22 protein-coding genes and 1 pseudogene are annotated in these 21,040 nt (G+C 66.9%); 18 read left to right on the top strand and 5 right to left on the bottom strand.

The features are described from left to right. Positions 1–36: 36 nt before the first annotated feature. Positions 37–615 (bottom strand): NADPH-dependent F420 reductase, encoded by a 579-nt coding sequence (locus tag IWX89_RS08140; protein WP_196903062.1) that lies wholly within the window; start codon positions 613–615, stop codon positions 37–39. A 136-nt stretch (positions 616–751) separates the two neighbouring features. Here IWX89_RS08140 and IWX89_RS08135 point away from each other — a divergent pair, with 136 nt between their 5' ends. From IWX89_RS08135 to IWX89_RS08090, 10 genes and pseudogenes are all read left to right on the top strand, one after another. Then, on the top strand, positions 752–1,234 hold the full coding sequence (locus IWX89_RS08135) for a MarR family winged helix-turn-helix transcriptional regulator (RefSeq protein WP_196903061.1): 483 nt from the start codon (positions 752–754) through the stop codon (positions 1,232–1,234). Positions 1,235–1,422: 188 nt separating this feature from the next. Continuing rightward, positions 1,423–1,800 carry a LysM domain-containing protein gene (locus IWX89_RS08130; RefSeq protein ID WP_196903060.1) on the top strand — a complete coding sequence of 126 codons (378 nt, stop codon included), beginning with the start codon at positions 1,423–1,425 and terminating at the stop codon, positions 1,798–1,800. 97 nt (positions 1,801–1,897) lie between these two features. Beyond that, positions 1,898–2,539, top strand: a complete 642-nt coding sequence (locus tag IWX89_RS08125; RefSeq protein ID WP_196903059.1) for a dihydrofolate reductase family protein — start codon at positions 1,898–1,900, stop codon at positions 2,537–2,539. An 867-nt stretch (positions 2,540–3,406) separates the two neighbouring features. Continuing rightward, on the top strand, positions 3,407–4,357 hold the full coding sequence (locus tag IWX89_RS08120; RefSeq protein WP_196903058.1) for a DUF4190 domain-containing protein: 951 nt from the start codon (positions 3,407–3,409) through the stop codon (positions 4,355–4,357). A 307-nt stretch (positions 4,358–4,664) separates the two neighbouring features. After that, positions 4,665–5,315: a hypothetical protein gene (locus IWX89_RS08115; protein ID WP_196903057.1), complete on the top strand. Its 651-nt coding sequence runs from the start codon at positions 4,665–4,667 to the stop codon at positions 5,313–5,315. Between the two features lie 118 nt (positions 5,316–5,433). Then, a pseudogene (locus IWX89_RS08110) lies at positions 5,434–5,757 on the top strand (VOC family protein); the annotation flags it as partial. 168 nt (positions 5,758–5,925) lie between these two features. Continuing rightward, the gene (locus IWX89_RS08105) at positions 5,926–6,273 is read left to right on the top strand and encodes a hypothetical protein (RefSeq protein ID WP_196903056.1); all 348 of its coding nucleotides are present in this window, start codon (positions 5,926–5,928) and stop codon (positions 6,271–6,273) included. A gap of 29 nt (positions 6,274–6,302) precedes the next feature. Beyond that, positions 6,303–6,602 carry an ATP-dependent DNA ligase gene (locus tag IWX89_RS08100; protein WP_196903055.1) on the top strand — a complete coding sequence of 100 codons (300 nt, stop codon included), beginning with the start codon at positions 6,303–6,305 and terminating at the stop codon, positions 6,600–6,602. A 124-nt stretch (positions 6,603–6,726) separates the two neighbouring features. After that, positions 6,727–7,296 (top strand): PadR family transcriptional regulator, encoded by a 570-nt coding sequence (locus tag IWX89_RS08095; protein WP_196903054.1) that lies wholly within the window; start codon positions 6,727–6,729, stop codon positions 7,294–7,296. Positions 7,297–7,333: 37 nt separating this feature from the next. Beyond that, positions 7,334–9,043: an AarF/ABC1/UbiB kinase family protein gene (locus IWX89_RS08090; RefSeq protein ID WP_196903053.1), complete on the top strand. Its 1,710-nt coding sequence runs from the start codon at positions 7,334–7,336 to the stop codon at positions 9,041–9,043. Between the two features lie 111 nt (positions 9,044–9,154). Here the strand turns inward: IWX89_RS08090 and IWX89_RS08085 are convergent, their stop codons facing one another. After that, positions 9,155–10,240: a cation diffusion facilitator family transporter gene (locus tag IWX89_RS08085; RefSeq protein WP_196903052.1), complete on the bottom strand. Its 1,086-nt coding sequence runs from the start codon at positions 10,238–10,240 to the stop codon at positions 9,155–9,157. Then, on the bottom strand, positions 10,237–10,602 hold the full coding sequence (locus IWX89_RS08080; protein WP_196903051.1) for a metalloregulator ArsR/SmtB family transcription factor: 366 nt from the start codon (positions 10,600–10,602) through the stop codon (positions 10,237–10,239). The genes IWX89_RS08085 and IWX89_RS08080 overlap by 4 nt, the downstream gene beginning before the upstream one ends. A gap of 245 nt (positions 10,603–10,847) precedes the next feature. On the opposite strand from IWX89_RS08080, the gene IWX89_RS08075 reads away from it, so the two are divergent. Beyond that, positions 10,848–12,749, top strand: coding sequence for an amino acid transporter (locus IWX89_RS08075; protein ID WP_231383062.1), 1,902 nt, complete (start codon positions 10,848–10,850; stop codon positions 12,747–12,749). Positions 12,750–12,769: 20 nt separating this feature from the next. On the opposite strand, the gene IWX89_RS08070 is transcribed toward IWX89_RS08075, so the two are convergent. Continuing rightward, positions 12,770–13,393, bottom strand: a complete 624-nt coding sequence (locus IWX89_RS08070) for a LysE family transporter (RefSeq protein ID WP_196903049.1) — start codon at positions 13,391–13,393, stop codon at positions 12,770–12,772. Positions 13,394–13,495: 102 nt separating this feature from the next. Between IWX89_RS08070 and IWX89_RS08065 the strand changes: the two genes are divergently transcribed. The 7 genes from IWX89_RS08065 to arfB all read left to right on the top strand — a co-directional run bounded on the left by IWX89_RS08065 (position 13,496) and on the right by arfB (position 19,045). Then, a complete protein-coding gene (locus IWX89_RS08065; protein WP_196903048.1) occupies positions 13,496–14,728 on the top strand; it encodes an MFS transporter in 1,233 nt (410 codons plus the stop codon). Between the two features lie 41 nt (positions 14,729–14,769). After that, the gene (locus IWX89_RS08060) at positions 14,770–15,474 is read left to right on the top strand and encodes a histidine phosphatase family protein (RefSeq protein WP_196903047.1); all 705 of its coding nucleotides are present in this window, start codon (positions 14,770–14,772) and stop codon (positions 15,472–15,474) included. A gap of 9 nt (positions 15,475–15,483) precedes the next feature. After that, positions 15,484–16,032, top strand: coding sequence for a DUF3090 domain-containing protein (locus tag IWX89_RS08055; protein WP_196903046.1), 549 nt, complete (start codon positions 15,484–15,486; stop codon positions 16,030–16,032). Further along, positions 16,032–16,826, top strand: coding sequence for an SCO1664 family protein (locus tag IWX89_RS08050; protein ID WP_196903045.1), 795 nt, complete (start codon positions 16,032–16,034; stop codon positions 16,824–16,826). The genes IWX89_RS08055 and IWX89_RS08050 overlap by 1 nt, the downstream gene beginning before the upstream one ends. Before the next feature lie 117 nt (positions 16,827–16,943). Continuing rightward, positions 16,944–17,624 (top strand): histidine phosphatase family protein, encoded by a 681-nt coding sequence (locus IWX89_RS08045; RefSeq protein ID WP_196903044.1) that lies wholly within the window; start codon positions 16,944–16,946, stop codon positions 17,622–17,624. Positions 17,625–17,640: 16 nt separating this feature from the next. Beyond that, a complete protein-coding gene (locus tag IWX89_RS08040; RefSeq protein WP_196903043.1) occupies positions 17,641–18,582 on the top strand; it encodes a pseudouridine synthase in 942 nt (313 codons plus the stop codon). A gap of 40 nt (positions 18,583–18,622) precedes the next feature. Continuing rightward, positions 18,623–19,045 carry an alternative ribosome rescue aminoacyl-tRNA hydrolase ArfB gene (arfB, locus tag IWX89_RS08035; protein ID WP_196903042.1) on the top strand — a complete coding sequence of 141 codons (423 nt, stop codon included), beginning with the start codon at positions 18,623–18,625 and terminating at the stop codon, positions 19,043–19,045. A 27-nt stretch (positions 19,046–19,072) separates the two neighbouring features. On the opposite strand, the gene IWX89_RS08030 is transcribed toward arfB, so the two are convergent. Then, positions 19,073–20,956: an FAD-binding monooxygenase gene (locus IWX89_RS08030; protein WP_196903041.1), complete on the bottom strand. Its 1,884-nt coding sequence runs from the start codon at positions 20,954–20,956 to the stop codon at positions 19,073–19,075. Between the last annotated feature and the right edge of the window lie 84 nt (positions 20,957–21,040).

Here is a 21,040-nt window from a genome sequence, read left to right as displayed (position 1 = left end):
GATGGCGGGGCCGGGAGTCCGGCCCCGCCGATGTGGTCAGCGGACGACGGCGAAGCCCGCGGTCCAGGCGATTTTCTCGCCGGCCGCAAGAGCGAGCTGCAGGAAGCCCAGGGCTTCGAGCTCGTGGGCGCGAGAGAGCGATCCGGCGTCCAGGGCGGAAACGCCGCCAGCCTCGACCGCGGCGATGAGCGCGCCCTTGGCGTCCACGTCGTCACCGGCAACGAGCACCGTCGTGGGCAGCCCGCCGATCGTCTTGCTCGCAAGGGTAGCCGCGAAGTTCGTGTTGAAGGCCTTCAAGACTCTGCTGCCCGGCAGTTTCGCCTGGAGCTGCGCGGCGGCTGAACTTCCGGCCGGCACCACGAGCGAGTCGAAGGTCGCAAAATCGAGCGGGTTCGTGATGTCGACCACCGTCTTGCCTGCGAGCTGCTCGCTGTAGGCGGCAAGGATGCCCTCGAGGGCGGAGTAGGGGACGGCAAGGATGACGACGTCGCCGGTCAGCGGCGCAGCTCCGAGCTGCTCGTGAGTGACATGAGTGACGTCGCTGCCGCCGGCAGCGAGGAGCCCGCCGATCGCACTGCCCATGTTGCCGGTTCCGATGATCGTGAAGCTCGTCATGTTCATGTCCTGTCTATCGAGGCGTACCGCGGCCTGCGGATTGCTTGTAGGTGCAACTATACATCAATTGCTTGTAGGTGCAACTATCGATTCACACGGATTCGTTGCATCTACAACGATCGATAGGATGTTTCTCATGACCGAGACGAGATGGCTGTCCGACGACGAGCGCACGGCCTGGGTGCGTTTCACCGCTGTGCTTGAACTCCTCCCCGCGGCCCTGGACCTTCAGCTCGTGACGGACGAGGACCTGACCCACTTCGAGTACTTCACCCTCGCGATGCTCTCCGAGGCACCCGGCCGCATCCTCCGCACGAGCGCACTCGCGGCTCGCACCAACGCCAGCCTTCCTCGCTTGTCACGCGTGATCTCCCGCCTCGAGAGCGCCGGCTTCGTTGCACGCTCGCTGTGCTCGGAGGATCGCCGCGCGACGAATGTTTCACTCACGGAAGCCGGTTGGGCGAAGGTCGTGGCCGCCGCCCCCGGGCACGTCGAGGCTGTCCGGAGGTTCGTCATCGACGCGCTGACCGCCGAGCAGATCGAGCAGCTCTCAGTGATCTCGGCGGCGATGCTCAAGCGCCTGGACCCCGACAGCCGGATGCTCGCCAGCGAGGCGTGACGCTCCGCACGTTTGAACGGCACGCGGATGAGGTTCAATAGTCATGGGGTGGTTATGGAGACTGCGGGGGAGTCAGACCGGATGCTGTTGCACCTGGCATCCAGGGGCATGCCGGGCGTTCTCGGTACCACCGGTGCCATCCGTCAGCAACGCCCGCAAAGACTCGAACATCACAGAGGACTAACGGCATGACCAATGCTGCCCGCCGGCTGATCCTGAGGGTCACCGTCGTCGGTGCCTTGACCGCAGCCCTCACTGGTTGCGCTGGTGCTCCGGCAACCGTCGCCAGCATCACGCCCGCACCCTCGCCCGCGGCAACGTCACACCTGTCGACCTATCCGACGCCTCGAGACCAGGGCCCGTTCGACGGAGCCGAAGGGACCACGACGACCGACAGCTCGGGCAGGATCACCTACACGGTCGTCAGTGGGGACTCCGCGAGCACGATCGCCACCCGTTTCGGCGTCTACCCGGAACAGGTCGAAACCCTCGTCGGCGGCAAGGTCGGGATGTCCACCATCCACCCCGGCGACAAACTCCAGTTCGGCACTCGCGGCTACACCTGATTGCTTGACGGCATCCGTCATAGCCCGGGCGATAGTTGACACGGCACGGGAGCCGTGAAAATTTGGACCTTACACACTCACGGACCAAGGAGCACCCATGGCCGTTCGCGCCGACCTCAATATCTCCCTCGACGGCGTTGCCGCGACGGCCGACCAGACGCCGGAGAACATGTTCGGCGAGGACTGGGGCCGTTTGACCGCCCCCTACGTCGCCACGCGGACTTTTCGGGAACGGGTCTTGCACGAGGAGGACGGCTCAGGGACCACCGGGGTCGATGATCGCTACGCCCAGGCGTACTTCGAGGGAATCGGCGCCGAGATCATGGGCGCCGGGATGTTCGGGCTGCACGCCTTCCCGGACGAGCCCGACTGGCGTGGGTGGTGGGGAGAGGAACCGCCGTTCGGCTTTCCCGTCATCGTCCTCACGCACGCTCCGCGGCCTGCGCTCGAGTTCCAGAACGGCACACGGTTCGCTTTCCGTGCCGCGACCCCGGACGAGGCGCTCGAGGAGGCTCGGGGCCTGGCCGGCGACGGCGACATCCGGGTCGGCGGGGGAGCGAGCGTGGTACGCGACTTCCTCCGGGCCGGCCTGATCGACCGCCTGCACGTCGCCATCACGCCCATCGTCCTCGGCCGCGGTCACCATCTCTGGGACGACCTGCATCGGCAGGAAGACGGATACGACGTGTCGTCCGAGGTGGCGGAGAGCGGTGTCATCCACGTGACCTTCCGGCGCTGAGCGCCGACCGGGGAATCCGATCTGGCGAGCTCCCCGCCGTGAGTGACGATGGGCGCGAACGCGCTCACCTTGCCGCAGTTGCTGGCGCGACAATTCAACCGTCGTAGTGGTGCCCATCAGCGAAACCTTGTAGCTGATCACGCCGTTGTCGTACGAGAAAGTCTTCGTTGGGTCAGGAGAAGCGAGCATTGCGCTCGCCGTCTTGAGGTGTCATTCTGCGAATCCCAGGTGAACGAGTCAGGGGTGGTCGGGGCCGCATAGGAGCCCGCCCAAAAGAGCGATGTGGTGTTCCCGTTGTCAGTTACCCAGTTCACTTCGATTGAGTCAACAGAAATGATCGCCGCTTGGTAGGTGTCGGATGACTTCGAATTCGACTGCTTCCACTCTCCGGTCAGGTCCGCTGGAAGATCCGCCGCCTTCGACGGTGACGCTGAGGCGGCTGATGACGATTTGGTCGAGCCGGAGGAGGAGTCTGTGGCATTCGCGGAACATCCACTTAGAGCGAGACCTGCCATTGCTACAGTGACCGCGATAGAGACGAGTGACGAGCGTGATCGATTCATTGCATGTCCCCCAGATAGCAGTTGAGTCTGAGAATGCACGTCGTGTCGACCCGAGTCGGCAAGGGTGGGCAGCTACTCGCAGACCCACACGGAGAGACCGCGGCCGGGCGTGAGCGCACTGTGTTCAGTTGCGCTCGCCGTTCGGCTGTCGATGAAGGAGTCGTCGGCTGTCCTGGACGCATGGGCCAGGTCTGGGCGGTTTGCCTACGGGAATGGGAGTGGTTGAGGATGTCGCGCACACGTCTATCCCCAGTTCGGGGCGACATGCCTTCCAGAGACTCCGAGGTCGGAGGTGACTGGCAGCATGATGATCATGTCCAACACGCTTCCACCCAACGAGTCTGACCCGGCGCTGCAGCCCGGCTCCGATCAGCACACGACCGCTGAGCAGCCCGCGCCTGTCGTGCCGCCCGCATATGGTGCAGATCCGGCTCTGCCAACAGCACCAACATCTCTAGCGCACAAGAACGGTTTTGGTTTAGCCGCCGTAATCATCGGTGCTGTGGCGCTCCTGTTCGCGTTCATTCCGGCGGTAAACGTGTTCGCTGTCATCCTGGCCTTGGTCGGCGTGATCCTGGGCGTGATCGGCCTCACCAGGAAAACCAAGCCGACGACCAAAGCCCTGATCGGCACGATCCTGTCCGGAGTTGCGGCCATCTTGGCGGTCATCATGATCGTCGTCTATGCGGCAGTGTTCGTGAGAGCGATCGACGAGTCGATGCCTTCGGTTGAAACCTCAGAAACGGCCGTCCCGAATCCCGAGGACGCGAGCACTGAAGCACCAGCTGAGGAGCCGGCAGCTGAGGACGTCGGCACCCGGAAGAATCCTGCGGCCATCGGAACGACGGTCACGATGACTCAGGCCGGTGCGGACACTTGGGAGGTCACTCCGGGTGCCCCGAACTTGAACGCTGTCGACTTGGTGGCTGCCGCGAACCAGTTCAACGACCCAGCGCCCGCGGGCTACCAGTGGGCGGTACTTCCGCTGCACGTCGCTTACGTCGGGAGTGATTCTGCGACGCCTTTCGTTGACATTCGCGTGTCATTTGTCGGCGCTGACGGCAAGACATATGAGGAATATAACGAGCTCGCCAGCGGGTACGTCGACGGCCAGCTCAGCAGTCTTAATGAGATGTACTCCGGTGCTTCGGGCGACGGCAACGTCCTGATCTTGGTGCCGAGCGCCAACATCGAACAGGGAGTATGGGCGATCTCACCATTGTTCGGCGACCCGTATTTCTTCAAAGCTCAGTAGCTCTTTCGCGCTTCTGAGTGCGCGACACCGAAGTTACTGGCTCGCTTGTCGTGCTATCCATATGAGTGTTGGGAGCTGTGCACAACCGCCGGTCTCTGAATCAGGTTCGGCCGGCCCTCAGAATGGGCGATGACCTGCCCAGTGACCCGCAGCGGCGCGCCAATGCCATGCGGGGATGGTAGTTTCGAATGCTCCGGTACGGAGCGTTGCACCACGCAGAACATCGTCGAAAGGCTCCAGCATGAGCGAGCACCCGAGCATAAGAGTCCGACGTCTTGGCAAAGGGCACAGGGCAGCATTTGTCACGTTGTTCGCTGAACACCCGCAGGCCGAAATCGACGACGCGCCGGAGACTTACTTCGACGACACCATCGAGCTCCAGACCGAGTCGATGGCTCTCGCCCTGGTCGCCGAGACTGAGGACGGCCGGGTCGTCGGCGCGGTCGTTGTCGAACCCGACAGCTACGTGGACGAGGACCAGCTCGACGAGGACTCCACCGACGAAGACATCGACGATGCCATCGTCAGCGACCACGGCACCGCCGTCATCGAACTGCTGATCACCGCGGGATCCGCAGGTGTGTGCCGGGCCCTGCTCAACTCTCTCGCGCCGGCCCTCACCGCCCGCGGATTCGCTCAGGTGCACGCCAGCATCCCGCCGGATTTCGCCGAGGTGTTCCGCGGGCAGGGCTGGGTCGTGCTCCCCGAAGATACGGGCATCGCCTGGATGGGCATGGACCAGTCAGACGAGCAGGTGCGCGACTACGAAGCGATCCCGCGCAGCTCGCTCTCCGCGTACCTCATCATCGACCCCAACGTGTACATGGCGTGGCCGTATGACGCCCCGGACGACCCCGAAGATGACGAGTCGCGGCAGGAGAACATCGCCAGGGGCATGGACGAGTTCGCAGCCCGGGTTGCGGCAGAGGCATCCTCTGAGGGCCTCGCCGGGAATTGACCTCTGGCACCGGATGTCCCCCTGACACCGGGTATCGGCGCCGACCGGTCGACGCGTGTCGAGCGTGCGCCGGGTACTGTGTGGGACATGACACTGAAAGTGGGAAGAAGTCGTCGTCGACAGCCGCGACCCCAGGGGGCTCGGGCTGTGGTGGCGGGATGCCCTGGGCTGGGTCGTGGTCGGCGAGGGCGACGGCGAGTTGGAGATTGCGCCCGCGGCGGAGGCTCATCCGACCGTGCTGTTCGTTGCCGTAGCCGAGGGCAAGAACGTGAAGAACCGGCTCCATCTCGACTTCGTCCCCGACGACCAGGCCGCTGAAGTCCAGCGGCTGATCGGGCTGGGTGCTACCCGCGCCGACATCGGCCAGCACGACGTGCCCTGGGTGGTCCTCGCCGACCCCGAGGGCAATGAGTTCTGCGTTCTCGCGGCTCGCACCCCGTAGTACCTCGCACTCCGGCGTGAACGGACAGCGCCTCACGGTTCGTTTGAGCCGGACGCCGCGAACTGAGATCCTCGCCGTCGCGTGATGCGTCAACCGACGGCGCTTTCCCTCTCGGGGCCGTGCGCAAGGGTCTTGGCGTCCGGCTTGCGCGGGGCCATGGTGGAGTGTATGAAACGGATCTCATACGGCGGGGCGTCGTTCCTGACGCCCGACGCCGTCGCGGACGCTTTTGTGGAACTGGTCACCGCGCTGGGAATCAGTCACACCAATGAGACCCTGGACCTCCCCGCCGTGGATATAGACGGAGGCACCGTCATCGTGACCGTGGTCGTCGGCCCGATGAGTGCGCTGATGAGTGTCCCCGAGGTCTCCCGGTGGACGGGGCCCGACACGACTCTGGTGCTCGCCGGGCTCAAGGCCCGCATCCGCGCACTGACGGCGCCGAAGTCGTATCCAATAGAGGAAACAATCGCGACCACCGACGTCGACTGGCACGACGTCGACTTCACTGAATGACCTGCCCGGAACATGGGCCAGGCGCTGACATGGGGAAGCTGACCTACAATTCGTCGCTGACGGTCTATCTCGAGGACCGGCTTCTCGCCCACCTCGAAGCGGTCATCGCCACCAAGCTCCAACACGGCGAAGGCTGCTACTTCAGCTGGATCGACAGCCCACCAAACGGCATCGGCCGTACCACCATCTGGTTGCACCCCAATATCTCCCTCTCTTTCAGATACGTCAGCAGCCGCAGACCACCCCTCAATTCCCGCTGGGTCAACGCCCTGCTCCTCACCGCGAACGCACCAGCCGGCCTGGAGATTGTGCTCGAACCCCACCCCTAGCCACGACGGCCTCGCCGGCACGGTTTGGCGGAATACGGATTCCGTGCTCGCCAACAGGCCTCCGGACGATATATCGTTAGGTATCGCCGAGCCGGGGTGGCTATGGCGCGCTGAGGAGGACATCATGAGCAATTCATTTATGGGCGATGGGTTCGGCGGACGCCGGGGCCACGGTGCCGAGGGCTGGCCGGGTGCCGCGGTGTGGGACGCGATGGAGCAGCTGCGCGGCCAGTTCGACCGCAAGGTCGGCACGAGGATGGGACGCGGAGACGTGCGCGCGGCGGTGCTCGCGCTGCTCGCCGAGAAGCCCATGCACGGCTACCAGATCATCCACGAGATCGAGGAACGCAGCAACGGCACCTGGAAGCCGAGCCCCGGCTCGGTGTATCCGACCCTCCAGCTGCTCGCGGACGAGGGCATCATCGGCGCCGAGGAATCCAACGGCCGCAAGACCTACTCGCTCACCGACGAGGGGCGACGGCTTGCCGACGCCGCACCGGAACAGCCTGCGCCGTGGGAGGCACAGGGTGCCCGGGACACCGGGCGGGCGTCCGCGCTGCCCAAGGCCGGCATCGACCTGGCCCAGGCGGCCGCACAGGTCGGCCGCTCCGGCAACCCCGAGCAGGTGAAGCAGGCTGTCGCGGTACTGGACGAGGCACGTCGTAAGCTCTATTCCATCCTCGCCCAGGACTGACCGAGTGCCCACAGCACGTCGGCATCAAGGAGAACAGATGACCGACGTCGGGAACATGCGCGCCCGCTCCCGCAGAATCTTGCGGTTCGCCGCCCGCTATCTGGTGCAGACCTGGTGGTATGAACTCGTTCTCCCGCGGTTCGGTCTCGCCCGCGTCGCCGCCCGAAACCGGTCGGTCCGCCTGCAGCGCATCGCCCAGAACTTCCACGTGCTTGCGGTCGACCTCGGCGGCCTCATGATCAAGGTGGGCCAGTTCATGTCGTCGCGCCTCGACGTGCTGCCGCCGGAGATCACCAAGGAGCTCGAGGGGCTGCAGGATGAGGTTCCGCCGGTGCCGTTCCCGGCCATCCGTGCCCTCGCCGAAGCCGAACTGGGAGTGACGCTCGAGCGTGCGTTCTCGTTCATCGACCCGACCCCGCTGGCCGCGGCATCCCTCGGCCAGGTGCACCGCGCTCGGCTCTCGGAGACGGATGCCGCCGACACCGGCCTGCTCGACGTCGTCGTCAAGATCCAGCGGCCGGGCATCGGCACCATCGTCGACGTCGACCTCAGCGCGCTGCGCCGGGTCGCCCGCTGGCTCAGCCACGTGCGCCTGGTCGCCGATCGGGTGGACATGCCGGCCCTCGTCGAGGAGTTCGCGTTCACGAGCCTCGAGGAGATCGACTACCTGCACGAGGCGGCGAGCGCCGAACGGTTCGGCCAGGACTTCGCCGACGACGCCCGGGTCAGCGTTCCCGAACTGGTCTGGGAGCGCACGACCCGGCGGGTGCTGACCCTGCAGGATGTGACCGCGATCAAGATCAACGACGTCGACGGGCTGCGGTCAGCGGGTATCAACCCGTCCGAGGTCGCCGACGACTTCGCGGCCGTCATGTTCGACCAGCTCTTCGTCCACGGCTACTTCCACGCCGACCCGCACCCCGGCAACATCTTCGTCACCGCGCTCGGCGGCGCAAACGGCCTCGGAGTGGAGGGCAGCCGGAGCTGGAAGTTCACCTTCATCGACTTCGGGATGATGGGCGAAGTGCCCGACGCCCTGCGCCAGGGGCTTCGGAAGCTGTTCATCGCCGCCGCGTCACGCAACGGCAAGGGGATGGTCGACGGCATCCGCGAGGTGGGGGTGCTCCTGCCGTCCGCCGACACCGCCGAGCTCGAACGGGCGATGACGAAACTGTTCGCCCGTTTCGGCGGGATGGGTTTCGCCGAGTTGCAGGACGTCGACCCGCGCGAGTTCCGCGCCTTCGCCCTCGAGTTCGGTGACGTGGTGCGCTCGCTGCCGTTCCAGCTTCCGGAGAATTTCCTCCTGATCGTGCGCGCGATGTCGCTGACCTCGGGAATGTGCAGCTCGCTCGACCCTGCCTTCAATATCTGGAACTCCGTCGAACCGTATTCGGCCCAGCTGATCCGGTCCGAGGGCGGCAACCTGGTGCAGGCGGCCGCCAGGCAAGCCGTGTCGGTGGCCGGCATCATCGCCAGGCTGCCGCAGCGACTCGACAACCTCACGACGCGGATCGAAGAGGGAACGGTCTCGGTGCAGACCCCGCGGCTCGAGCGGCGCCTGGGCGCTCTCGAGCGGACCGGACGGCAGATCGTCTCCGCGGTCCTGTTCACCGCGCTGCTGATCGGCGGCATCCTGCTTCGGGCGGAGGATGTCGTGATCGGAACGGTGCTGATGGCCGTTTCCGTGCTCCCGCTGCTGCACGCCCTCTTGGCCGGGGCAGTGGCGCGGCGCGGTCCACTGCCCTGAGCACCCCGACGACATCGGCAGCCGCTCTGGCGGTGGTCATCAACCAGGTGCTGGCGAAGGCAGGCCGCTAGCCTGTCGAGCTGTCCTTCAACGCCCAACAGACCGCCGAGCCTACCGTTCGCCAGATGATGACACCGCAGTGACTGTCTGGACCGCGAAATGGTCGAGATTCGGCATCGCGCGTTGCACCTGACGTTCGGCATTGTCGGCGACCAGCACTGCCGCGGATAGCAGGGTGTCGGCGACCGTGACGCGCGCCTCTCCGCGGAGCCGGTGGCCAACCCATCTCAATCGGATGCTGGAAACATCCAAGACCCCGGGCGTTTTCGCGAGTGCCGACCGTGCCCGGTCGACGAGCTCCGGTTCGATACCATCCATGAGACGCTGGCCAATGCTCCGCACCGTGCCCCACAGCAAAACGATGATCGCCGCCGAGATCAGGAGGCCGACAATCGGGTCGGCCAACGGGAATCCGAGCATGACGCCGAGCGCACCTGCCACCACGGCCAGCGATGTGAAACCGTCAATCCGCGCGTGAACGCCGTCAGCGACGAGAGCCGCCGATCCGATCTGCTGTCCGACGCGGATGCGGTAGATCGCGACCAGTTCGTTGCCCGCGAAACCGATCAGGCCGGCGGCAAGCACCCACCACAGGTTGTGCAGCGGCTGAGGGTTGAAGAGCCGGCCAATGGACTGCCATGCTGCCACGACGGCAGACAGGGCGACCACCCCGACGATGAACAGTCCGGCGAGGTCCTCGGCCCGCCCGTAACCGTAGGTGTAACGGCGGGAGGCGATTCGACGGCCGAGGATGAAGGCGATCCACAAGGGAATAGCGGTCAGGGCATCGGAGAAGTTGTGGATGGTGTCAGCGAGCAGGGCTACTGAGCCACTGAGGAGCACGACCGCGAACTGCAGGATGGTGGTGCCGAGGAGGATGAGCAGGCTGATTTTGACGGCGCGGATGCCTTGTGTACTGGCTTCCAGGGCGTCGTCGATCGAGTCAGCGGCATCGTGGCTGTGAGGCACGAATAGCCCGTAGAAGAACCCCGCGACACCGGTCGGGTGCTCGTGGCCGTGGCCGTGATCGTGGCCGTGCTCGTGCTCGTGATCACGTTCGTGTTCGTGTTCGTGTTCGTGCGTGTCTGCGTCGCCAGGAAGGCCATTGCCGGGGGAGTGCGCGTGTGGAGCGCTCATGCGCCAGCCTCGTTCTGGGCATGGTGATGGCGCGGAGTGCCCCCGAGGGAGTGCTCCGCCTGGAAGATGGCATCCGTGACGAGCTGACTCGCATGCTCGTTTTCCAACCGGTAGAACACCCGGGTTCCTTCATGGCGCGTGGACACCATGCGTGCCAGGCGCAGCTTGGCCAGGTGTTGAGACACGGCCGCCGGAGACTTGGCGACTGCATCCGCCAGTTGATTGACCGGCAGCTCACCGCCGCGCAAGGCAAGGATGATCCTCACCCTCGTGGCATCGGCCAGCATGCCGAAGACTTCGACGGCCAGCTCGACGTATTGGCTGTCGGGCTCGCGGCCACAAATCAAGTTATCTGCATCCATACGCAGATTATTGCACAACCGATTTTCCGCCTGCAGCCAGACCCTGATCGGACTTGGCGGCCGGGCAATTCACGGCGACCACGAGATCACAACTGCTGCACCGAGGAAAGAGCCGGCCTCTCACGTGCTCACCGACTCGGCGCGACCAATGGGTCAACGATTGGGCGCACACGGCGTTGGCCGGCACGGCGTAATGTTTGCTGGTGACCAAATCTCGCGTCTTCTCCGACGGCATCCGCACCTGGATGCTCAAGGGCCTCGTCAACCAGCGGGGCGAGCACGTGGGGCCGCATGCCGCCAGCGTCGAGAAGACGCATTCCTGGTGGCGGGTCATGTGCCTGACCGGCGTCGACTACTTCTCGACTCTCGGGTATCAGCCGGCCATTGCGGCCCTCGCGGCCGGATTGCTGTCGCCGATCGCAACCATCGTGCTCGTCGCCCTGACTCTCCTGGGTGCCCTTCCGGTGTATCGACGGGTTGCGCAGGAGAGCTTCAACGGGTCCGGTTCGATCCAGATGCTGGAACGCCTGTTGCCCTGGTGGGCCGGCAAGCTCTTCGTGCTCGTGCTGCTCGGATTCGCCGCCACTGACTTCATGATCACGATCACCCTGTCCGCGGCGGACGCCACGGCCCACGCGATCGAGAACCCGTTCGCTCCGGACTGGATGCACGGCCAGGAGGTGCTGGTCACCCTGTTCCTGGTCGCGCTGCTTGGCATCGTCTTCCTCCGCGGTTTCAAGGAGGCCATCGGCATCGCCGTCGTGCTCGTGGCGATCTACCTGCTCCTCAACCTCGTCGTGATCCTGGTCGCCATCGGACACGTCGCCGGGCACGCGGCCTTGATCACGGCCTGGTGGGCCGCCCTCACCGCGCAACACGGCAATCCGCTCGTCATGGTCGGGATCGCCCTGATCGTGTTCCCCAAGCTGGCGCTGGGCCTGTCCGGCTTCGAGACCGGGGTCGCCGTGATGCCGCAGGTGACCGGTGACGCGGGCGACACCGAGGCGGACCCTGCCGGCCGGATCCGCGGCACAAAGCGCCTGCTCACCACGGCGGCGCTCACCATGAGCGGCTTCCTCATCACTTCCAGTCTGGTGACGACCCTGCTGATCCCGCAGAAAGACTTCCAGCCCGGGGGACCGGCCAACGGCCGTGCACTCGCGTATCTCGCACACGAATACCTCGGACCGGTTTTCGGATCCGTCTACGACATCAGCACCATCTGCATCCTCTGGTTTGCCGGCGCGTCCGCAATGGCCGGCCTGCTCAACCTCGTTCCCCGCTACCTGCCGCGGTACGGGATGGCGCCCCAGTGGGCCCGAGCCGTCCGCCCGCTCGTCCTCGTCTTCATCGGCATCGCCTTCCTCATCACTGTCGTCTTTCAGGCGAGCGTTGACGCGCAGGGTGGCGCATACGCCACCGGCGTGCTCGTGCTGATGACGTCCGCCTCCATCGCGGTGACCCTCTCGGCCCGGCGAAAGCAGCAGCGCTGGCGCACGCTGGGGTTCAGCGTCACGGCGCTGATCCTGGTCTATACGACGGTCGCCAACGTCTTCGAACGCCCGGATGGCGTGCGGATCGCCGGCCTCTTCATTCTCGCCATCATGACGACGTCGATCCTCTCCCGCGTGCGGCGTTCCTTCGAACTTCGGGCGACCTCGGTCGTGCTGGATCCCAACGCACTGGACTACGTCATGTCGGATGCCGAGGAGTACGACGTGATTCGGATCATCTCGCATGAGCCCGACGAAGACACCGAGGCCGAGTACCGGAACAAGAGCCGCGACGAGCGTCGATTCGGGCACATCCCGCCGGGGTCGCCGATCATGTTCCTCGAAGTGCACCCCTCCGACTCGTCCGATTTCGAGGAGGATCTGCTCGTGCGCGGAGTCGCCAAGCACGGGTACCGCGTGCTGCAGGTGACCAGCGGGAACGTGCCCAACACGATCGCCGCCGTGCTGCTCGAGATCCGCGACCAGACCGGTCTGATCCCGGAGATCTACTTCGAGTGGACCCAGGGGAACCCGATCTCCAACATGTTCAAGTTCTTCTTCACCGGCCTCGGCGAGATCGCCCCCGTCACCCGTGAGGTGTTGCGCGAATCCGAACCCAACGCCAAGCGACGCCCGCACATCCACGTCAGCTGATCGCTTGGGGTCGGCGTAGCTCAGTGGATGAACGCGAGCAGCACGCCGACGCCGACGAAGAGCACACCGAAGACACGGTTCAGCACGCGCTGGCCGCGGGCGTCGCGGGTGAATCGCTGGAAGGAGCGGGCCGTCCCGGCGAAGAAGAACCACATCACCAGAACGTCGATCGCCACGACGGTGGCCGCCACAATCAGGTACTGGGCCGGCAGCGGCCGGTCGACCCGGATGAACTGGGGCAGGAACGCCAGGAAGAACACGATCGCCTTGGGGTTCAGGATGTTCACCCACAGGCCGCGTTGGAACATCGACCAGCGCGGCTCGTCGCTCAGGGCCCTGGCCCGCTCGGAGTCGAGTTCCGGCTTGGCGAGAAACTGCCGGATGCCCAGATAGACGAGGTAGGCGGCGCCGGCGTAACGGATGACATTGAAGGCGATCGGAGAACTGGCCACGAGCAGACCGACACCGAGCGCCACGATCACGATGTGGATCAGCAGCGCGGCCTGTTGGCCGAGGATTCCCCAGATGGAGCGGCGAAAGCCGGCGTTCAACGCGTTGCTCATGGTGTTGATCGCGCCCGCGCCCGGCGTGAAACTGATCAACGTGCCCGCGCCGACAAGGGCCAACCACAGGGAGAACTGCATCGGACCATCCTAAGGTCGTTACGCAAGGCGAGGATCCGGCCCAGGCCCGAGACGACCACTCATGCCCTACCCTGAATCCACACCGAAGCGGAAGGGGCCCAGATGACCCTGCCCATCGCCCGCCCGGCCACGGGCCGGCTGACCAGGTGGCTCCTCGTGCAGGCGCTCGCCATCTACGGGGTCTACGGAGCGGTGGCGACGGTCCTGGTCCCGAATCAGCTGAGCATCATCGACCCGGCCAACAAGATCAACGACTTCGCGGTCATTGCGACGCTCTTCGCGGTGGTCACGACACTGTCGCAGCCGCTCATCGGCGCGTTCTCCGATCGCACACGGTCCAGGTTCGGCCGTCGAGCGCTCTGGATGCTGCTGGGGGCGGCACTCGGATCCGCGGCGCTGCTCGCGTTGAGCGCATCGACGAGCGTGGTGGCGGTCGGCCTGTCGGCGGCGGTCCTGAGCCTGGGGATCAACGCGCTCATCTCCCCGCTCACGGCGACGCTGCCCGACCGTTACGCCGTCACGCGGCGGGGCGGGGCATCCGCCATGATCGGTGCCGGGACCATGCTGGGGGCGACGCTCGGTTCGGTCATCGCGGGGATACTGGCGGCGCAGCTGGGCGTCGCCTACGTCGCGTTCGCCGTGGCCCTGCTGGTGCTGACGCTGCTCTTCCTGATCCTCAACCGGGATTACTCGTCGACGGGTCTCAGCCTCGACCCCTTCTCCGTGCGCACCTTCATCACCCAGTTCTGGCTGAGCCCGAGGAAGCATCCGGAGTTCGGGTGGGTGTTCCTCGCGCGTTTCCTGTTCGTGCTCGGATTCTCCTCGGTGAGCACGTTCACCTATTTCCTGCTCACGAACTATGCCGGGCTGTCGCTCGCGCAGGCGAACGCGAACGTCGGGATTGTCGGTCTCGCCGCCCTGCCGGGCATGGTGATCGCTGTGCTGCTGACCGGTATCCTCTGCGACCGGCTCGGCCGGCGGAAGGTCTTCATCTGGATCGGATCCGGGGTGATGATTGCCGGCCTGGTCGTTCCGATCGCACTGCCGACCCTTCTCGGGATCACCGTGATGTCGATGCTGACCGGTTTCGGCTACGGGATGTACCAGGCGTCCGACGTCGTGCTGATGACCCAGGTGCTGCCCCGGAGCGGGCAGGCCGCGGGCAAAGACCTCGGCATCCTCAACATGGCGACCGGCATTCCGACGGGGATAGCGCCCGCCCTGTCCGCGGCGCTGATCGCAACGGACTTCGGCTTCCAGGGTCTGTTCGTCGTGGCAAGCGTCATCGTCTGTGCCGGGGCGTTGGCGATCCTGCCGATCAGGAGCGTCCGCTAACCCGGGAGTGCGCTTCCCCGGCGGCTGTCTAGGCTGTACCCATGGCCACAGTCCTTCTCGTGCGGCACGGCCGCACCACCGCGAACGCCGCCGGAGTGCTCGCCGGGCGGGCCGCGGGAGTCAGCCTCGACCAGCTCGGCCGTGACCAGGCCGCCCTGACCGGTGCGCGACTGGCCTCGGTGCCGCTGGTCGCCGTGGTCTCCAGCCCCCTCGAACGGTGTCGGCAGACGGCCCAACTGATCCTCGACCGCCAGGGCGGTTCCCTTGTGACGCCGATCGAGGAGGGCATCACCGAGTGCGACTACGGGCAGTGGCAGGGCCGCACCCTCCGTGACCTCGCCGCAGAGGAACTCTGGTCCGTGGTGCAGACGCAGCCGTCGGCCGTCACGTTCCCCGGCGGCGAATCGATGCCGGCGATGCAGGCCCGGTCGGTAGCCGCGATCCGGCGCCTCGACGCGGCCTTCGAAGCAGAGCACGGGCACTGCGCCGTGTGGGTGGCGGTGAGCCACGGCGACATCATCAAGTCGGTCCTGGCCGACGCGCTCGGCATGCACCTTGACCTGTTCCAGCGCATCAACGTGGGGCCGGCATCCGTGTCCATCGTGCGGTATGGCGTCGGCCGGCCGAGCGTGCACGCCGTGAACACCGATGCCGGCGACCTCTCCTGGCTCGGCGCCGGAGCCCCGCCGGCCGACGCGCCGGTCGGCGGCGGGGCCGGTCAGGCGCCGCACGCATCCGGCGCCTAAAATACCCACATGCCCACAATCGTCCACGAGTTCGACTGGCCGGACCGGGTCGTCGTCGGCACCATCGGCCAGCCCGGTTCGCGCACGTTCTACCTGCAGGTGCGTGACGGAGCCCGTGTCGTCAGCGTCGCGCTGGAGAAGCAGCAGTCCGCGCTGCTCGCCGAGAAGATCGACGAGATGCTCGACCAGCTGATGAGCCACACGGGCAACCCGTTCAGCATCCCCACCAGCACTCCTGTCGAACTCGTCGACAACGACCCGCTGGACCAGCCGGTCGCGGAGGAATTCCGCACCGGCTCGATGAGCCTGGCCTGGGACCCCTCGACCGTGCAGGTCGTGGTCGAGGCCTACCCGCTCGTGGAGGGCGAGGCCGACGAGTTCGACGAGGCCGCGCCGGAGCCGGAGGACGTTCTGCTGGTGCGGATGCCGGTCGGCACCGCCCGGGCGTTCGCGAAGCGCACCCGCGAGGTGGTCGGGGCAGGTCGCCCGCTCTGTCCGTTCTGCGGCGAGCCCATCGACGCCGACGGGCACACCTGCACCCTCCCCGGCACCCCCTGATGCCGCCCGAGGCCGACCCCGACGGGGATGCCGACACCGACCTCCGTGACGGCGAGCTCGAGCTCACGGGCCGGATCACGACGGCCTCGAATGCGACCTTCCTCGGCAGCATCCGCGGCGTCCCGGTCGTCTACAAGCCCATCGCGGGCGAGCATCCGTTGTGGGACTTCCCCGACGGCGATCTCGCCAGCCGAGAGGCCGCGGCGTACCTGGTCTCGCAGGTCTTCGGCTGGAACGTGGTGCCCCGCACCTGGCTGCGCGAGGGCCCCATGGGCCGGGGGATGGTGCAGCTCTGGCAGGAGTCCGACCCTGAACAGGACGCCGTCGACCTGGTCGCATCGGGTGCGGTGCCCGAGGTGGGCTGGCGCCCCGTGCTCGACGGGACCGACGAGCAGGGCCGCCAGGTCACGCTCATCCACGAGGACTCGGCCGCGCTGCGACGGATGGCGGTGTTCGACATCGTCGTGAACAACGCCGACCGCAAGGGCGACCACATCCTCGCGATGCCGGGCGGCCACCGTCACGGCGTCGACCACGGGCTGACGTTCCACTCCGATCACAAGCTGCGCACCGTGCTCTGGGGGTGGATAGGGGAGGCGCTCACCGCCGAGGAGCTGGCCGGGATCGACCGGGTCGTCTCCCAGCTGGCCGGCGAGCTCGGCAACACCCTCGCCGGGTTGCTCAGCGACCTGGAGATCGCCGCCCTGGCCGCACGCTGCGACCGGTTGCGCACCGAAGGGCGATTCCCCGCCCCGCACGGGCAGATGCCCGCGGTGCCCTGGCCGCTGTTCTGAGAGCGATTCCCTCGGCCTAGACTTTTGACCGGCCCCCAATTCTTCCTGGCCTGATTCCGGGTTTCGGCGCTGCTGTGCGCCCGGAATGCTCCAGACAACCGAAAGGCCTCACCCACCATGGCCCAGATCCACTTCGTCCGGCACGCGGAAACCCTCTTCAACGTCAGCGGGCAACTGCAGGGCTGGTGCGACTCTCCGCTGACCGAACGCGGCGAACGCCAGGCCGCCGCCCTCGGCGAACGGATGCGCGACGTGCCGCTCGCCGCGGCGTTCGTGAGCGATCTCACCCGCACCCGCACGACGATGACCGCGGCGCTCGCCGGTCATCCGCAGCTCGAACCGACGCCGCTGCGGGAACTGCGCGAGTGGCACTTCGGCAGCTGGGAGGGCCAGCCCAACGCCGACCTCTGGACGCCGGTCTTCGAGGCGCACGGCAAACGGTACTCCCCGGGCCCGGCCGACTGGCCGGGAGTGACGGCCGACGGCTTCGACAGCGTCATCGACAGCATCCATCGTCTCGACCCGATCGGCCGCGCCGAGAACGGTGCCGACGTCACTGCACGCGTCACGGCCGCACTCGAGATCGTGGTCGCCGCGGCAGGGCGCGCAGCCCAGCAGGATGCCGGTGACGTGCTCGTGGTGACCCACGGGAGTGTGCTCGGGAGCCTGCTTCGCAGCCTGGTGCCCGAACACCGCTTCGCCGCGAGCGTGCCGAATTGCGGCGTCGTCAGCGTCACCTGGCAGGAGGGGAAATGGGCCGCCGCCGGGGTCGACGCCTCCTGCGGGCAGGTCGCCTGAGACGTACGATACGGTGATGCCCCCGCGTTCACCCCTGCCGCAACGTCACGGGCTCGATGCCGCGTGGGTGTGCACCCCGGAACGCGGCGGCGCCCGGCCCGGCCAGTGGCCGACGATGGGCGCCTGGTTGAACGAGCGGTTGTCCGAGTTCGTCGACGTGACCGGGTTCCTGGCCGGGGAGCGCTTCGCCTACCAGTCGGGTGCGCCGGTCACCGAAGGCGACGCGTATGCGCCGCACACCTTCGTCTGGTTCCACCGCGATCTCGCCGATGAGGCCTTCGTGCCGGGCATTCTCCACATCGTCCATCGAGACGCGCGACTCGTGGTGATCGACAAGCCGGCCTTCCTCTCGAGCATCCCCCGCGGCCGGCACGTTCTGCAGAGCGTGGTGGTGCGTCTGCGCGCCGAGCTCGGATTGCCCGAGCTCTCGCCGCTGCACCGGCTGGACCGGGTGACGTCGGGGCTGCTGATCCTGGCCACCGAGCGACGCTGGCGCGGGGCGTACCAGTCGATGTTCCAGCGCGGCGAGGTCGGCAAGACCTACCGCGCGCTGGCCCCGCTACGGCCCGACCTGGACCTCCCCGTCACCGTGCGCAACCACCTCACCACACGCCGAGGCCAGTGGCAGGCCGAAGTGGTGTCCGACCTGCCGCCCAACGCCGAGTCGCTGATCGAGCTGGAGAGCGTCGTCGAGGACGCGGCCGTCTATCGGCTCTCACCGCGCACCGGGCGCACGCACCAGCTGCGGATGCACATGCTGGGCCTGGGCATTCCCATCATCGATGACCCGGTGTATCCGGTCGTCCGGGACGTCCCGATCGACGACTTCACCCGCCCGCTGCAGCTCCTCGCCAGCGAGGTGCGGTTCACCGACCCCGTGGACGGCCGATTGCGCGAGTTCGCGAGCGTGCGTACGCTTCCGCTGCATGGGCACGTCGCTGCCCCGGGAGATCGCTGACGGGTCGGCAGGCGCGCGCCGATCGTGCCACGCTGGGGGGATGGACCTGGAGGTGTCACCCGCGCTCACGATTCCCGCGTCGGAACTCGGCTGGCGGTTCTCGCGGTCGTCCGGCCCGGGCGGGCAGCACGTCAACACCTCGGACAGCCGGGTCGAACTCTTCTGGAACGTCGCCGAGTCGGCCGCGCTCACCGACGACCAGCGGATGCTGCTGATCACCCGCCTCGCCCGGCGGCTCATCGCCGGGGTGATCACCGTGACCGCTTCGGAGCGGCGATCGCAGTTGCGCAACCGTGAGCTCGCCCTGGCCAAGCTCGCCGAGCTCGTGGCCGCCGGGCTTACCCCCGCGGCGGCTCCCCGCCGCCCGACCAAACCCACCCGGGGCTCGGGGCGGCGGCACCTGGCCGCCAAGCAGCAGCGGTCGGAAACCAAACGGCAACGGCAGCGCCCGCCCGCCGAGTAGCAGAGCGCGGCCGCCGGGTGGTGACGCCTACCGGGGGAGCAGCATCTGCCGGAAGAACGCGGCCAGTTCGCCGGTCGCGGCCAGGGGCAGCACGTGAGCCACGTACTGGTCGGGACGCACCACGACGACGGCGCCGGCGCGGCTGATCCCGCGGAGCTCGAAGATGTCGTGCCCCGGGTCGACGGCGTACAGCTTCTCGTAGTCGATCAGCTCGAACGGGCCGGTCTTCGGCAGGAACGCCGCGGGCACCCGGCCGACGTCGACGCCGGTGTGGTCCTGCTGGTAGACCACCTTGACGTCGAAGACGCTGTCGATGTCGCTCCCCGCGGGGGTATGCACGCCAAGCGGCGACTCGGGCGAAGTCTGAAGCCAGTGCGCCCAGTCGGCGAGAGCCGAGGGGTCACCGGCGAGGTGAGCATCCGCGAACGCGTACACCCGCCAGCGTCCGTCGGCACGGTGATGGTGCCCGAGCTGCACGGGGTTGGCGTCGGCGACCCGCACCACCGGTGCGGACTTGAAGCGCTTTCCGACCGGGAACCCGGTGGCGAGATCCTGGTGCGTTGCCTCGCCGACCAGCATCGACGGCGGGTACTGGGTCATGAAACCGGCCGGGAACTCGGCCGTGCGGGTGTAGAAGTCCTCCAGTGGCACCTCGAGGTCCTCCGGCCTCGTCGCCATCAGGCTCGACCATTCCTTGTCGAAGTCGATCAGGTTCTTCGCGATCACCTGGCGTTCGGCCGAGTAGGTGCCGAGCAGCGACTCGGGGCTGCGGCCGTCGAGCACATAGGCGAGCTTCCAGCCCAGGTTGAAGCCGTCCTGCATGGACACGTTCATGCCCTGGCCGGCCTTGGCGCTGTGCGTGTGGCAGGCGTCACCGGTGATGAACACGCGCGGGGTGCGGGTGCCGATCTCGTGGGGGAGCACATCGTCGAACCGGTCGGTGAGCCGGTGGGCGACCTCGTACACGCTGTGCCAGGCCACGTCCTTCACGTCCAGCGTGTAGGGGTGCAGGATCTCGTTCGCCTTCGCGATGATCTCCTCGATCGTCGTCTTGCGCACGGCCCCGTTGTCGTCGGGCGCCACCTCGCCCAGGTCGACGTACATGCGGAACAGGTAGCCGCCCTCCCGGGGGATGTGCAGGATGTTGCCGCCCGAGCCGGACTGGATCGCGCACTTCGTGCGGATGTCCGGGAAGTCTGTGACGGCGAGGACGTCCATCACTCCCCAGGCGTGGAAGGCCTGGTCCCCGGCGAGGGTGCAGCCGATCGAATCGCGCACGGCGCTCCGGGCGCCGTCGGCGCCGACCACGTACTTGGCGTGCACGATGCGCTCCTGGCCCGCGTGTTCGCCGGTCGTGTGCACGAGCGTCACCGTCACGGGATACTCGCCCTCGTCGGTGTTGACGAGGCTGCGGAAGTCGTAGCCGAAATCGGGCTTCATGCGCGTCGGCGAATTGGCCATCACCTCGCCGAAGTAGTCCAGCACGCGGGCCTGGTTGACGATCAGGTGCGGGAACTCGCTGATGCCGGTGGGGTCGTCGACGGCGCGGGCGGTGCGCACGATGCGCGACGGTTCGGCGGGGTCGGGCTTCCAGAACGCCATCTCGGTGATGCGGTAGGCCTCGGCGATGATGCGCTCGGCGAAGCCGAACGCCTGGAAGGTCTCGACGCTGCGGGCCTGGATGCCGTCGGCCTGCCCGATCGCCAGGCGTTCGCCGCGGCGCTCGACGATGCGGGTGGTGATACCGGGGAACTGGGAGAGCTGGGCGGCGGTAATCATGCCCGCGGGGCCGGTGCCGACGATGAGGACGTCGACGTTCTCGGGGAGCTCGTCGGGGCGATCGAGGCCGACGCCCGCGGCGTCCTGAATGCGGGGATCGGTGGACACGTATCCGTGGTGGTGGAACTGCACGGCTTCCTCACTTCTCTGTGTGGGCGAATCGGACGTCACTGTCGATTCGATAATGGAACACGCAGTTCGATTATCGCTTCTCTG

The sequence above is a fragment of the Cryobacterium sp. MP_M3 genome (assembly GCF_015752155.1).
Lineage (GTDB): Bacteria > Actinomycetota > Actinomycetes > Actinomycetales > Microbacteriaceae > Cryobacterium.
Note: the sequence above shows the minus strand (reverse complement) of the source record. Positions and strands in the feature narration are given on the sequence as shown.

What these genes read in the sequence shown, in the direction of transcription:
- IWX89_RS08140 (WP_196903062.1), bottom strand. Translation starts at nt 615, where the DNA reads ATGACGAGCTTCACGATCATCGGAACCGGCAACATGGGCAGTGCGATC.
- IWX89_RS08135 (WP_196903061.1), top strand. Translation starts at nt 752, where the DNA reads ATGACCGAGACGAGATGGCTGTCCGACGACGAGCGCACGGCCTGGGTG.
- IWX89_RS08130 (WP_196903060.1), top strand. Translation starts at nt 1,423, where the DNA reads ATGACCAATGCTGCCCGCCGGCTGATCCTGAGGGTCACCGTCGTCGGT.
- IWX89_RS08125 (WP_196903059.1), top strand. Translation starts at nt 1,898, where the DNA reads ATGGCCGTTCGCGCCGACCTCAATATCTCCCTCGACGGCGTTGCCGCG.
- IWX89_RS08120 (WP_196903058.1), top strand. Translation starts at nt 3,407, where the DNA reads ATGATGATCATGTCCAACACGCTTCCACCCAACGAGTCTGACCCGGCG.
- IWX89_RS08105 (WP_196903056.1), top strand. Translation starts at nt 5,926, where the DNA reads ATGAAACGGATCTCATACGGCGGGGCGTCGTTCCTGACGCCCGACGCC.
- IWX89_RS08100 (WP_196903055.1), top strand. Translation starts at nt 6,303, where the DNA reads ATGGGGAAGCTGACCTACAATTCGTCGCTGACGGTCTATCTCGAGGAC.
- IWX89_RS08095 (WP_196903054.1), top strand. Translation starts at nt 6,727, where the DNA reads ATGAGCAATTCATTTATGGGCGATGGGTTCGGCGGACGCCGGGGCCAC.
- IWX89_RS08090 (WP_196903053.1), top strand. Translation starts at nt 7,334, where the DNA reads ATGACCGACGTCGGGAACATGCGCGCCCGCTCCCGCAGAATCTTGCGG.
- IWX89_RS08085 (WP_196903052.1), bottom strand. Translation starts at nt 10,240, where the DNA reads ATGAGCGCTCCACACGCGCACTCCCCCGGCAATGGCCTTCCTGGCGAC.
- IWX89_RS08080 (WP_196903051.1), bottom strand. Translation starts at nt 10,602, where the DNA reads ATGGATGCAGATAACTTGATTTGTGGCCGCGAGCCCGACAGCCAATAC.
- IWX89_RS08075 (WP_231383062.1), top strand. Translation starts at nt 10,848, where the DNA reads ATGCTCAAGGGCCTCGTCAACCAGCGGGGCGAGCACGTGGGGCCGCAT.
- IWX89_RS08070 (WP_196903049.1), bottom strand. Translation starts at nt 13,393, where the DNA reads ATGCAGTTCTCCCTGTGGTTGGCCCTTGTCGGCGCGGGCACGTTGATC.
- IWX89_RS08065 (WP_196903048.1), top strand. Translation starts at nt 13,496, where the DNA reads ATGACCCTGCCCATCGCCCGCCCGGCCACGGGCCGGCTGACCAGGTGG.
- IWX89_RS08060 (WP_196903047.1), top strand. Translation starts at nt 14,770, where the DNA reads ATGGCCACAGTCCTTCTCGTGCGGCACGGCCGCACCACCGCGAACGCC.
- IWX89_RS08055 (WP_196903046.1), top strand. Translation starts at nt 15,484, where the DNA reads ATGCCCACAATCGTCCACGAGTTCGACTGGCCGGACCGGGTCGTCGTC.
- IWX89_RS08050 (WP_196903045.1), top strand. Translation starts at nt 16,032, where the DNA reads ATGCCGCCCGAGGCCGACCCCGACGGGGATGCCGACACCGACCTCCGT.
- IWX89_RS08045 (WP_196903044.1), top strand. Translation starts at nt 16,944, where the DNA reads ATGGCCCAGATCCACTTCGTCCGGCACGCGGAAACCCTCTTCAACGTC.
- IWX89_RS08040 (WP_196903043.1), top strand. Translation starts at nt 17,641, where the DNA reads ATGCCCCCGCGTTCACCCCTGCCGCAACGTCACGGGCTCGATGCCGCG.
- arfB (WP_196903042.1), top strand. Translation starts at nt 18,623, where the DNA reads ATGGACCTGGAGGTGTCACCCGCGCTCACGATTCCCGCGTCGGAACTC.